Source organism: Staphylococcus sp. CWZ226, assembly GCF_018986355.1.
GTDB lineage: Bacteria > Bacillota > Bacilli > Staphylococcales > Staphylococcaceae > Staphylococcus > Staphylococcus simulans.
In genome coordinates, this window is record NZ_JAHMSB010000003.1 from 103,969 (window position 1) to 116,427 (window position 12,459).

The window sequence follows — 12,459 nt, forward strand, 5'->3', positions numbered from 1 at the left end:
AATCATGCATTTATTCCGAAAATACGTTCATAAATACATTTACTCATTAGTATAAACTTAATATATTTAATAGAGTTTAATGAATCTTTACAAAAGTATAACACTTGTAAGGGAATTTTACATTTAACATGATAAAAACAAGGCACTAAAATTTGTAGATAATGTACAAATCTAGTGCCTTTTCAAAATAGTTTTATTTAATCAATTTATAAAACTGACTGATTGCTATTTTATTATAAGCTTCACTATCAAACTTTTCGAATTCCGGAATTTTATTATCCATAAATCTTACAATACTAGCAGCAACTTGTTCTGGAGTGTTTTCTGTTAGCATACCGTATTTACCTTCTTGCAAAACATATCGATTAGCTGGAATATTGGATGCTATAACGTTCATCCCAAGTGTTAAAGCTTCTAGCAACACCATAGATTGGCCTTCATAATGCGAGGTTAATGCAAATAAATTACATTGTTTCATGATACTAAATGGATTTCTTTTTTGGCCGATTAAAAACACATTGTTTTGAAGGTTTAATTGATGAATTAAATTTTCCAAAGAATATCTTATTGGGCCTTCACCTAAAATATAAAGTTTAGCATGTACATTCAATTCGACTATCGTTTTAAAAGATTTTATTAATATATCAAAACCTTTTTCTGGTGAGAGTCTTCCCATTGCCATCACTTTAAAATCATTCTGATTAAAAGGAACGTTTTTAATCATATTATTTTCAACATATGCTAAAACAGTTTCTTCATGACGAATAAATACTTCAGAATCGTCTTTTGAAAATTCATTTATTTTATCAATATTAATAGTATTCATAGCTGATGTAAATTTTTCAATTGTATTTGCATTACTTATTTTGCTTTTGTTTACCTTCTCTGTCTCGTTAGATACGCTTACCAAATAGTCATATCTATCATACATGCTCATAACACCTTTGAGATTTTGATGATGTGGCTTTACTCCATTTATCGTTCTATTCATGTCACTAGCCATATCACTATGCAGATATATCAGTTTCTTTTTAGAATTTGTTCCCAATAAAATCTTAGACCAAAACATTGAATATCCACTGAAATCAATAACAACATCAAATTCAGAAATACCAAATATCTTTCTAAACTCTCTTTCATAAAGTTCAGTTGGATAAAGTTCTTTTTCAATTTTGGATTGTATACCCCTATTTTTTATAAAGGTATCTTGATATTTCTCAATAGTTGTTGCTAATAAAGGTCCATATCTAAACATGATTCTGACATTAGGGTTCACCGTTTTAATATTATTTAAAACTTCTAGATTACGAGTATAACCCAAAAAAATTGTTACATCATATTGGTCATAATCAATATTATCCAATAAGTTAATTGCAGAAGATGTTATCCCATTATTAATCATCCCGCCAGGATACATTAGTATTTTTGTCTTCTTGTGTTTGCTTTTAAAATTGTTGTGATTAAACATTCTTTGTACTAATTTTTGTGTTACATTACCATCATCATTGCATACATACAAAGATTGAAAGTGTTTATAATTTTCTTTATACTGTCTCATAAGTTTTTGACTGTTTTGTACTGCTTCAATCAACTGATCTACATTGAAAAGTGTAGGTCCGGGTAGTAACTTTGTATCAATATATAAGCCTCTACTATTTTTATATGAATCAAAGTCAGGGGTATAGAAAATAATCGGATTTCCTGTTATGAGATAATCAAAAAAGATACTAGAATAATCTGTTATCAATAAATCAGTAACTCCCAATAGTTTATTTGTGTCAAAAGTATCAGGAATTAGGTATTTACGTAGCATATGCATATTTTCGGCCTTTTTATAAACAAAGGGATGTACTTTGATAAGCGTAGCATAGTCAGTGTTATTGTTTAATTGTTCTATAATTTTATATAAATCATCTAAACTATCCTCTGGATTTTTATTATCTTCTCCTCTCCATGTTGGGGCAAAAACCAAAAGTTTGTTATTATTTATTTTTAAACCTGTACGTTTTAATTCTTTCAAAATTTCATCCTTATTAGCATGAATGGTCAAATCGATTCTAGGGTAACCTATTTCAGCAATTTCACCTTCATATAACCCTTTTAGTTTATATGCTCTTTGAAAAATTTCTGTTGTATAAGCATTAGGGCTCACTAATATATCTGAACTCAAAAAGTTTTTAATAACATTTTGTGATGCTAATAAGTTATCTTCCATGTCTAACCCCATAGCTTTTATAGGTGTGCCATGCCATGTATTTACATACACTTGATCAGGTTTTTTTGAAAAATAATTCGGAAATGTAGAGTTATTGATTAAATATTTTGATTCTGCTAAAGCTTTTAAATATTGTTCAGAACCTTTCACTACAAAACGAACCTGTTTTTTATTAATATATTTTTTCTTAAATTCTCGAATTTTTTCTTTAGAATCTGCCACCCAAATATGTGTGAAATTCTTATGTGATGCCGAAGTGAATAGATATTCAAAAACTGCATAAGGACTATCAGTCATGCTTTGACCATCTCGAGATTCATATAAAATGGATGTATTATTTACCTTTAAATGTTTATAAAACCATGCATATTTCGTAGCTATATTCACACCGCGACTTCTAAATTTAGATTTAATCGGATCACTTAGAAATTTATATTTTCTTTTAAATTGATTTCTTGCTAATTGCTTTAAATTTTTCAATTTGAACACTCCTGTTGCCTGTAATAAAAATTTTAGTTAATTCTGGTGTTTTTCTTTTTTACTTCGCATCTTTTCCGTATAACTCTTTTTTTATCTGAGTAGTAGATATGCCTTCCGTACGTTTTAGGTAAATCACTTCACATTTGTCCTTGAGAAAATCAAATTCACCTTCCCAATCATGCCCCATAATAAAAGTATCTACTTCATAACGGTCAACATCTTTCGTTTTTTGATCCCAATTACTTTCGGGAATTACTAGATCAACATAACGAATTGACTCCAGCATCATCTTTCTTTGTTCATAATTATAATAAGACTTCTTATTTTTTAATTTATTAAACTCGTCAGTTGAAAGGGCAACTATTAAATAATCTCCCATTTCTCTTGCTCTTCTCAACAATTCAATATGGCCGTAATGCAGTAAATCATATGTACCGTATGTAATCACTCTTTTCATAGTCTTCACTCTTTCGTATTTTCTATTGATGTAGTATTTAAAAATAAAGCATCTATATTTTGATGCTTTTCTACTTCGCACAATTCCTTTATAAAATTATATCATTTAACGCATTTCTGCTCTATACTAAATAAAATAACGACGCACTTGCTTACACAAATGCGCCGTTATTTTTATCTATATTCACTTTCAACTGATTCTACAACTTGTTCATAACTCATACCAGTAGAGATGTTGACACTTGCTAGAAAGCTGCCTTCTACAATAGGTGCTTCTACTTTCTCTACTCTATATTGTCCATCGTACATTTCAATAGCCATATCTAAGTTCATTTCTGCTGAACCTAAATCATAGAAACAAATCGCATCGTCTTTTAAACCTTCAATTGCTTGTTGGATAGGTTCAAAGGATGTTCCAATAGTACCGTCACTGCCGCCGACTGGAATCACTTGCACGCCTTCAGCCATTTGGCTAATAAGTTTTTTGATGCCGTTTGCGATTTCTTCACTATGACTGACTACAATAATCGCTGTCATTGATTTACTCATCTCCTATCAATGCGTTTAAGATATAAACACTACTTTGTGCACCTGGATCTGTGTGACCTCTAGACTCTTCTTTGAAGTAAGCTGCACGTCCCTTTGTCGCAACTAAATCTTCTGTATTATCTGCGAGTGTTTGAAGGTATGCGATATCAACAGTCTCTCCATTTTCTACCGCTTCTCTCGCTCTTTCAATCACGTCGTACATTGTTTTTTCATCTAGTTCAACTTTACCGCGTTGATGTACCGCTTGTGAAAATGCCTCTAACAACTGAGGTAAGTTGCCTTCTGTAATCTCATCTTCCGCAACTTGTGCCATTTTGACAAAACTGAAACCGTATAATGGACCTGAAGCACCACCAACTTTAGACATTAAAGTCATTCCCGTTGTTTTCAAAACATCTTGGACTGTGTCCGCATTTTCTAATGCTTGTGGTAAGGCATTAAAGCCTCTGACCATGTTGACACCATGGTCACCATCACCAATGGCACGATCAAGTTCTGTTAATGTATCTTCACGTTCTTGAAAAATTTCTTGTAAATGAATTAAACGTTGTTTTAATGTTTCTGCATTCATAGTTCATTTCCTCCTTGTGCGTTATCCGAAATAACGGCTTGTTGTCGGTGCGTTTAATGCTTTCAAACGGTCCTCAGTACTTTCTAATAATGTTAATGAGAAACCTTGCATATCTAACGATGTCATATAATCACCGACAAACCAGTCTTTGACTGAAACATTTTCTGCTTCAAGTGCTGCTTGGATATACTTCACTGCGATATTTAATTCTGAAAGCGGTGTGCCGCCCATGCCGTTTACCATCACTATGACTTCTTTCTCTTGGACTTCTTCGTTCAAAGCTTGAACTAATTCAGTCGCAATATCTTGGATAGGTTTAACCGCTTCTCTCTTCAATCCACGTTCCCCATGAATACCGATACCGATTTCCATATCTCCAGATTCTAAATCAAAGCCATACTTACCAGTGGATGGTACAAATGGCGGTGTGAGTGCCATGCCTATTGTACGCATATCAGCTAATAATGCTTCGGTTTGTTCTACAATCGTTTCTAGCGATTCACCTTGTTCAGCAAGGTAACCTGCAAACTTATGCACAAAAACTGTGCCTGCTACACCACGGCGCATCTCTTTATCTTCTACCGCAATATCATCTCTGACAATCACTTTACCGACTTTGATACCTTCCATTTCAGCCATTTCTTGCGCCATTTCAAAGTTCATAACATCTCCGGCATAATTTTTGATAATCAATAAGACACCGTCACCATTATCAACAGCTTTAATCGCTTCTAAAATTTTATCCGGTGTCGGTGATGTAAAGATTTCACCGCATACTGCCGCATCTAACATTCCCTGTGCAACATAGCCTGCATGTGCAGGTTCATGTCCGCTTCCTCCGCCAGAAACTAACGCAACACCTTGTTGCTTTTTCTCTTTTCTAACAACAACCGTCTCAGAAATGACAGTTTGCTCGGGATTTGAAAGTGCTAAACCCTCTAACATATCTGAAAGTATTGTAGTTTTATCTTGAATTAATTTTTTCATATGTGCACAACCCCTTTTTGTGTTCAATCATCAATTCATATTTTAGATACACCTCTATTATATAGTCTGACTAATGATTATTCATGTGATAAGAGGTTAGATTCTACAATCATTCAATTAAAAAATATGTTATATTACAATTAAGAAAAGCAATATAAATCACATACAAAGAAGGTGTGTCTACTATGAATCTTTCTTTTGCTAAGCGTGTTGCCGATATTATCACGATTGTCAGCTTTATTGCTTTATTAGTTTTATTGTCCATTAACTTCTATTTTAATATGCAAACAAATGGTTTTTCAGCAGGGTTCAAAATCGAAAGCACTACTAACATTATTTTTGTATCACTGTTATTTGCTACTTGTTTAATCAGCGATATCATCAGTACCGTTTTAAAACGAAAACTTAAATACAAACATTAACAAAAAGCCCTCCTACTCGGTTTGAATAGGAGGGCTTTCCAACGCTGATATCTGTTTACATCGATACAAGACTATTTGATTTTCTTAACATAAATCGATTTTAAACCGATTTGACCGACACCTGGAATTTTACAATCGATGTCATGACCGTCTTCAGGATCTACTAGACGGATACCTTTAACTTTCGTACCTTGCTTAATCACAGATGAAGCACCTTTGATTTTCAAGTCCTTAATCACTGTCACAGTGTCACCATCTTGTAATTCTTGACCATTGGCATCTCGTACTTTTAACGCTTCCTCAGCTTCTTCTACTGAATCTTGCGTCCATTCATGTCCGCACATCGGACAGACAAATAACGCACCATCTAAATACGTATATTCCGAACCACAGCTCGGGCAATTAGGTAATGTTTGTTCCATGTTCTCCTCCATGCTCTGTAAACACCCTCTAAATCTACCATATTTCCATAGAAAAAGATATATCAGCGATTAGAATTTAATTTTTTCGAATTGTTTTCTATATTCATGTCTAAGAAATATCTTTATATTTAAAACCAACAATGCCCAAAATAAATAGCATCGTTGCTATCACAAGCATAATTATAGTCGCAGACCAATCCATATCTGCAATCGGCAGACGTGGTACATGCCCAAACGGCGTCACTTTTTTCAACCATTGCTTTATATTTAATAATTGTCCTAGATATACGACTAAGAAAGAGTAAGCTAAATAGAGATAGACAATTAAACTCCCTTTCTTAAACCAACCGATAATACAAACAGCCAATCCCGCAAAGACTAATATTGCTGGAATAAAAACTAACCCTGCAGTGAAGATTTTATTAAAAGCAATAGGTTTATCCATACTTGAGACAGCACCCATATACATTCCTAACGCAGCTAAACTGATCATCAAGACACTGTTGATCAATCCAATCCAAATAAAGCTCATTAAATAACGTATGCGATGTATGGGCAAAGCCAGTATACTTTCTGTATGGCTTAATCTGATTTCCTTTTGGATTTTAAAGATTGCCATTAAAACAGGTATGGTTGAAATCATGCCCATAATTGCCATCAATATCGGCACAAATTGTTCAGCATAGTTATTTCCTTTGCCAGTCAACATTCTTTGTAACAGCGGATTTTCTTTAAAGAAATTTTCTAATTCTCCAAATACCGAACCATACGACAAACCTAACATCAACATACCTATAGCCCAAACGATTATTCCCGTACGCTGTAAATGAAGTTGTAGTCCTAAAGGTGATTTTAATAAAGATGATGCACGCGAATGCCCTTTAAACGTTGGCAATAACCCAGACTCCATATCACGGTGTCTATTCAATATCACCGCAATAATTAATAATATGAGAGACATTCCAAATAACGCAGCAACCGGCCACCAATGGTTATGACTATAAATATCGGCGCGTGTGATCCAACCAAGGGGAACAATGTAAGAGAGCCAAGAAACTGACACATCGCCTATGGCACGGATTAAATACATTATCAATAACAAACTAATACTGATGCCTGTTGTCTGACTTTGTGTCGTGGTTAATTGCGCGACAAGTAATGTCAACATACTTATCATAAAACCTGATACCGCAATAAGCATGCCGTATAACCATGCACCTTCAACACTAAAATGATCAATACCTGTAAACATCAAGCCTATACTGATTGATATACCTAAAATGACATTAATGATTCCCTGTTGAATTATCGTACTCAAAATCAATGTAGTACGTCCTATCGGTAAAGCAGATAACATCGCTAAACGTCCCGCTTCTTCATCCCCTCTTGAATCTTTCGAAACAAATAAGATATTCATAATACTGACGAGAATCACAGTAAACATCAACATCTCATAGCTGAACATCGTCGCTATAGTCATTTGGTCTAAAGAGAATTTACCAAGCATCGCTTGCATCGCAGGATTTTTAAACATTTCAAACAGTGGTACTAATGCTTGTTTATCAGGATACAAATTCGCAAATGATTGTGGAATCATTAAGGTTAATGCGATTAATCCTACTAACCAAAAGATGATAGACCATTTATTCCGCTTCAAATAAAACAACATTATCTTAGAAAGTGTCAGTCGCTTTTGTGTCATCTTACTCACCTTCTTTTAGCTGCTCGCCATAGTGTCGTATGAATAAATCTTCTAAAGTCATCGGTTGGCTTTCTAACTTTTTAATGTTGAAGCGACTTAAATATTGAATCACTGTACTGGTTTGATCAGTATCCACTTGAAATTGATACGTTTCATCTTGTTTGGTTACATCATGTACACCTGGTTGCGCTTCTAAATGTGTTAGTATCTCTTGTGTCATGACGGTAAAGCGCATACGTGTTAAATGACGCATCTCATCCAATGTGCCTGTTTCTATTAATTCACCTTTACGTATAATTCCTACACGGTCACATAGTTGTTCTACTTCAGAAAGAATATGGCTTGATAATAATACTGTTTTTCCACGCTCACGGCACGCTTTTACATGATGTTGGAAGACGCGCTCCATTAATGGGTCTAAACCAGACGTTGGTTCATCAAAAATATACAAATCTACTTCCATACTTAGTGCGGCAATCAAAGCAACTTTTTGTCGATTCCCTTTAGAATACGTACTGCATTTCTTGTGAATATCCAACTCAAAATCTCGAATTAACATTTGTTTACGTTCATGGTTCACTGACTTTTGTAAACTTAATAAGAACTCAATAACTTCTTCTCCAGTTAAATTCGGCCACAAATTCACATCACCCGGGACATACGCAATGCGTTCATGTATGGCTACTGCTTCTTTAAACGCATCCTTACCAAATAACGTAACACTGCCGGAACTTGGTTTTAATTGGCCTAACATTATCTTAATTGTCGTTGATTTACCTGAACCGTTCGGACCAATAAAGCCGAAGATTTCTCCTTCTTCAACACTCATATTTAATTTAGAGAGTGCTTCGAATTTACCAAAGCATTTTGTGAGATTATTAATTTCTAGAACTGATGTCATATAGATCACCTTCTTATTTCTATTATTCATCTATACTTTAAGAACTTGATTCCATTATACACTTGTTTCACTCAAGAAAAGGCTCACAAATAAATAAGGACATTCCAAAAAGAATGCCCTCATGATTATTTGAATGCTCGTGTATCTATATTTTCTTCTTCCAATATTTTTTCAATTTTCTTTTGTTCACGTTTGTTAGGTTTATCGTTTCCTTTTTCAATCGCACCGACTTCTTTTACAGAAACACGTCCATTTTTTGAAGAAGCAATTGCGGTATCTATTTTTTCATCGATATCTCTGAGGTATTGGTTAGAGTTTGTAATGTAGCGATTAATTTTATGCGCATGTCCGTCATAACCTTTCGGTAAACGATTTTCATTAATATATTGCGCAAAGTTATTATCATTCGTACTTGCTAGCTCACTGGCTTTTTCAATATGTTTTGCATCGCGTTTAGAAAGCCCTTCTTTTGAATGCAGCTTTTGTTGATAGTGTTCATAAATACGTGTGATATCATGGTCAGCATTCAAATACGTTTGGATATCTTGTTTTAATTCTGCTTTAGTCAATTTTTGATTCTTTTTCTTCTTGTCAAAGATAGACGGATTTAAATCCACTTGTTGTCCTTCTGATTTCGCAGATCCAGTATCTTTCTTGTGTTCTTGTTGTGGCGGTGCTTTTTGCGTCGGTTCTTGTTTGGCCTCTTGTTTGACTTCTTTCACTTCTGAAGAAGCACATCCTGATAATATCAATGTCATAGACGCAAAAAGCAATCCCGTTATTAATTTTTTCACTGTTACCTTCTCCTTTGATTCTGCGCCTTATTTTATCTTTTTAATAATTCACTCGCTCAGTCATTTTTTACCCTAAATCTCATAATGTATGATGTTATCTTCTAAAATCATATATAAAACGCTTTCATTGAAATTTGATTTAGAAAAATTAAAAATTAGTCACGCAACTCATTAAAGTTAGTGTATAATACTTCCATACACATATTCTATTCCGTACAACATAAAAAGAAAATAGATGATATGCAGTTCGCAGTTTCACTCTGCACGCCATCCATTCTCTATATAAAAACTACAAAGAGGTGTAACATCATGGAAAACAATGATTTAAAACGCAGTATGACCAATCGTCACATTCAGCTGATCGCCATCGGGGGCGCTATCGGTACGGGGCTTTTCTTGGGGGCAGGGAAAAGTATTGCGTTAGCTGGGCCATCCATTCTTTTGGCCTACATCATTATCGGGTTCTTCTTGTTCATTATGATGCGTGCATTAGGTGAACTTCTTTTATCAAACAGTCAATACAATTCATTTATTGATATTGCGGAAGATTATTTAGGCCATATGGCTGGTTTCTTTACAGGTTGGACGTACTGGTTTTGTTGGGTAGCTACAGGTATTGCGGACATCACAGCTGTAACTAAATATATTAATTTCTGGTGGCCGTCTTTCCCACCTTACTTAACAGCGATTATCACAGTTATCTTACTACTCGCACTAAACTTAATGACAGTTAAAGCTTATGGGGAAATCGAATTCTGGTTTGCGATCATTAAAGTTATTGCGATTTTATTCTTAATTGTCATTGGTCTTTATTTAATCTTTACTGGATTCTCATCACCTAACCACATTCAAAGTGGTTTCAGCAACCTTTACTCTCACGGCGGATTCTTCCCTAATGGGGTTATGGGCTTTTTACTCGCTTTCCAAATGGCAGTATTTAGTTTCGTAGGGATTGAATTAGTCGGTGTTACTGCACGTGAAACAAAAGATCCAGAAAAGAACTTACCGAAAGCCATCAACAGCGTCGGTATTCGTATCATCATCTTTTATGTTTTAAGCTTAATGGTTATTATGAGTATCACACCATGGGATAAATTAGATCCTAAAGAAAGTCCATTCGTTAACTTATTCGTATTAGCCGGTATTCCAGCTGCTGCGGGTATCGTTAACTTTGTGGTATTAACTTCAGCATCTAGTGCCGCAAACAGTGGATTATTCAGTAACAGTCGTATGGTTTATGGTTTAGCTGTTTCAGACAGCGCACCTAAAGCTTTAGGTAAAGCCAATCGTCACGGGGTCCCATATAATGCATTGATTTTCTCAGGGGTTGTCTTATTCTTAGCAGCATTATTGAACTATGTTATTCCAGATACTGTATTCACAGTCGTAACTACAGTCGCAACAATTTTCTTTATCTTTATTTGGACAATTATTTTAGTTTGTTATATCAAATATCGTAAAGCACATCCTGAATTACATGCTGCTTCAAAATTTAAAAACTTCTTTGGTGTAGTTGGTTCATATAGTACCCTTGTCTTCTTCGTTATTGTCATCGCGATTTTATTCTTAGCTGAAGATACAAGAGTAGCCTTATACTTCTCACCATTCTGGTTAATCTTATTATTTATCGCATATAAAGTCGGCGGCTTTAAAAACCGTGGCTTAAATCGCATTAAACATTAATACACAACACATCAAACAGGTGGAGATTTGAAGTCTTCACCTGTTTTTTGTGTAAATGAAACAAATTAAAAAGCCGGATCAGTTGAGCTGATCCGACTTCCTTTATATAAAATAACTTCGACTCACAATAATTAGTTCAAGCGTGTTGGTGTATCGCCTGTTTTGATGACATTAAGTGCAGCGTTTAATCCGCCTTCAACTAAGTTACGTACCGCTTCATCAGAGAAGAATGCGATATGTGGTGTTAATTGAATTCTGTCATTTTCGATTAATTTTTTGAATGTTTCATCTTCAAGTTCTTTACCAGTAAAGTCAAATGTGAAGTAAGGCATTTCGAACTCGTAAGTGTCGACAGCTGCGCCTGTTAATTTACCTTCATTGACCGCATCGATTAATGCTTCTGTATCTACAACTGCACCACGTGCTGCGTTAACTAAGATTGCGCCATCTTTGAATTTCGCAAACATTTCTTTATTGAAAATGTGGTGGTTGTCTGCAGAACCTGGCATGTGTAAAGAAACGATGTCCGCATCTTTAACTGCTTCTTCAATCGTATCTTTATATTCTAAGAAATCTAATGAATCATTTGGATATAAATCATAACCTACAATTTTAGCACCGAAGCCTGCGAAAAGGTTACCAGTTAATGCGCCGATACGTCCTGTACCGATAATTGCGACTGTCATGTCTTTTACTGGTCTTGCCATAATTGTCGCATCCCAAGTAAAGTCATAGTCTTGAACACGTTTTTCAATACGTGGGAATCTACGTACAAGATTTAATGCAGCAGCTACTGAGTATTCCGCAATTGTTTCAGGAGAATAGCTAGGCACGTTTGAGATAATAATACCGTGTTTTTTCGCTAATTCTAAATCATACATGTCAAAACCTGCAGTACGTTGTGCGACTTGTTTGATGCCCATTGCTTCTAATTTAGGGTAAGCTTCTTTTTCAAGTTTGCCGAATTGCATTGTTGTAACGCCGTCAAACCCTTCAAGCTGATCCAAAGTATCATAGCTTAAGAAGTCATTTGAGAATGAAACTTCAACATCATTCTCTTTAGCCCAGTTCAAAGCTACATCTTTTTCATAATCACGTGTACCAAAAAATTTAATTTTTGTCATAATTACTCCCTCAATTCTAAAAGTTGTATAGTAGAGTAATTCATATCCTATCTAATATATTATGTGAATACATTCACAAAGTCAATAGGTTATAAATTAATCTGAATAATCTGTCAAACTGATTATACTCCATTTGCGTACGTTTGCATATAT

Annotated in this window: 12 protein-coding genes; 2 read left to right on the plus strand and 10 right to left on the minus strand. The window is 34.6% G+C overall.

Features of this window, described 5'->3' with window-relative positions:
- Window positions 1–193: 193 nt before the first annotated feature.
- The 5 genes from KRR19_RS03720 to dhaK all read right to left on the minus strand — a co-directional run bounded on the left by KRR19_RS03720 (window position 194) and on the right by dhaK (window position 5,258).
- Window positions 194–2,695, minus strand: coding sequence for a glycosyltransferase (locus KRR19_RS03720; RefSeq protein ID WP_070468969.1), 2,502 nt, complete (start codon window positions 2,693–2,695; stop codon window positions 194–196).
- Between the two features lie 58 nt (window positions 2,696–2,753).
- Window positions 2,754–3,152 carry a glycerol-3-phosphate cytidylyltransferase gene (gene tagD / locus KRR19_RS03725; protein ID WP_002479949.1) on the minus strand — a complete coding sequence of 133 codons (399 nt, stop codon included), beginning with the start codon at window positions 3,150–3,152 and terminating at the stop codon, window positions 2,754–2,756.
- A gap of 173 nt (window positions 3,153–3,325) precedes the next feature.
- A complete protein-coding gene (gene dhaM, locus KRR19_RS03730; protein WP_002479950.1) occupies window positions 3,326–3,688 on the minus strand; it encodes a dihydroxyacetone kinase phosphoryl donor subunit DhaM in 363 nt (120 codons plus the stop codon).
- A 4-nt stretch (window positions 3,689–3,692) separates the two neighbouring features.
- Window positions 3,693–4,271: a dihydroxyacetone kinase subunit DhaL gene (gene dhaL / locus KRR19_RS03735; protein WP_002479951.1), complete on the minus strand. Its 579-nt coding sequence runs from the start codon at window positions 4,269–4,271 to the stop codon at window positions 3,693–3,695.
- Between the two features lie 21 nt (window positions 4,272–4,292).
- Entirely contained in the window at window positions 4,293–5,258 is a 966-nt protein-coding gene (dhaK, locus tag KRR19_RS03740) for a dihydroxyacetone kinase subunit DhaK (RefSeq protein WP_002479952.1), read from the minus strand.
- Between the two features lie 185 nt (window positions 5,259–5,443).
- On the opposite strand from dhaK, the gene KRR19_RS03745 reads away from it, so the two are divergent.
- Complete coding sequence (locus KRR19_RS03745) at window positions 5,444–5,680, plus strand: hypothetical protein (RefSeq protein ID WP_002479953.1); 237 nt, start codon at window positions 5,444–5,446, stop codon at window positions 5,678–5,680.
- A gap of 71 nt (window positions 5,681–5,751) precedes the next feature.
- On the opposite strand, the gene KRR19_RS03750 is transcribed toward KRR19_RS03745, so the two are convergent.
- The 4 genes from KRR19_RS03750 to KRR19_RS03765 all read right to left on the minus strand — a co-directional run bounded on the left by KRR19_RS03750 (window position 5,752) and on the right by KRR19_RS03765 (window position 9,499).
- Window positions 5,752–6,102, minus strand: coding sequence for a zinc ribbon domain-containing protein YjdM (locus tag KRR19_RS03750; RefSeq protein WP_002479954.1), 351 nt, complete (start codon window positions 6,100–6,102; stop codon window positions 5,752–5,754).
- Window positions 6,103–6,211: 109 nt separating this feature from the next.
- Window positions 6,212–7,804: an ABC transporter permease gene (locus KRR19_RS03755; protein WP_002479955.1), complete on the minus strand. Its 1,593-nt coding sequence runs from the start codon at window positions 7,802–7,804 to the stop codon at window positions 6,212–6,214.
- Window position 7,805: 1 nt separating this feature from the next.
- Window positions 7,806–8,705 (minus strand): ABC transporter ATP-binding protein, encoded by a 900-nt coding sequence (locus tag KRR19_RS03760; protein WP_002479956.1) that lies wholly within the window; start codon window positions 8,703–8,705, stop codon window positions 7,806–7,808.
- A 125-nt stretch (window positions 8,706–8,830) separates the two neighbouring features.
- Complete coding sequence (locus KRR19_RS03765) at window positions 8,831–9,499, minus strand: NDxxF motif lipoprotein (RefSeq protein WP_002479957.1); 669 nt, start codon at window positions 9,497–9,499, stop codon at window positions 8,831–8,833.
- A 309-nt stretch (window positions 9,500–9,808) separates the two neighbouring features.
- Between KRR19_RS03765 and KRR19_RS03770 the strand changes: the two genes are divergently transcribed.
- Entirely contained in the window at window positions 9,809–11,182 is a 1,374-nt protein-coding gene (locus KRR19_RS03770; RefSeq protein WP_002479958.1) for an amino acid permease, read from the plus strand.
- 131 nt (window positions 11,183–11,313) lie between these two features.
- On the opposite strand, the gene KRR19_RS03775 is transcribed toward KRR19_RS03770, so the two are convergent.
- Window positions 11,314–12,306, minus strand: coding sequence for a D-lactate dehydrogenase (locus tag KRR19_RS03775; protein WP_002479959.1), 993 nt, complete (start codon window positions 12,304–12,306; stop codon window positions 11,314–11,316).
- Window positions 12,307–12,459: the final 153 nt, after the last annotated feature.

What these genes read in the sequence shown, in the direction of transcription:
- tagD (WP_002479949.1), bottom strand. Translation starts at nt 3,152, where the DNA reads ATGAAAAGAGTGATTACATACGGTACATATGATTTACTGCATTACGGC.
- KRR19_RS03770 (WP_002479958.1), top strand. Translation starts at nt 9,809, where the DNA reads ATGGAAAACAATGATTTAAAACGCAGTATGACCAATCGTCACATTCAG.
- dhaK (WP_002479952.1), bottom strand. Translation starts at nt 5,258, where the DNA reads ATGAAAAAATTAATTCAAGATAAAACTACAATACTTTCAGATATGTTA.
- KRR19_RS03750 (WP_002479954.1), bottom strand. Translation starts at nt 6,102, where the DNA reads ATGGAACAAACATTACCTAATTGCCCGAGCTGTGGTTCGGAATATACG.
- KRR19_RS03745 (WP_002479953.1), top strand. Translation starts at nt 5,444, where the DNA reads ATGAATCTTTCTTTTGCTAAGCGTGTTGCCGATATTATCACGATTGTC.
- KRR19_RS03755 (WP_002479955.1), bottom strand. Translation starts at nt 7,804, where the DNA reads ATGACACAAAAGCGACTGACACTTTCTAAGATAATGTTGTTTTATTTG.
- dhaL (WP_002479951.1), bottom strand. Translation starts at nt 4,271, where the DNA reads ATGAATGCAGAAACATTAAAACAACGTTTAATTCATTTACAAGAAATT.
- dhaM (WP_002479950.1), bottom strand. Translation starts at nt 3,688, where the DNA reads ATGACAGCGATTATTGTAGTCAGTCATAGTGAAGAAATCGCAAACGGC.
- KRR19_RS03760 (WP_002479956.1), bottom strand. Translation starts at nt 8,705, where the DNA reads ATGACATCAGTTCTAGAAATTAATAATCTCACAAAATGCTTTGGTAAA.
- KRR19_RS03775 (WP_002479959.1), bottom strand. Translation starts at nt 12,306, where the DNA reads ATGACAAAAATTAAATTTTTTGGTACACGTGATTATGAAAAAGATGTA.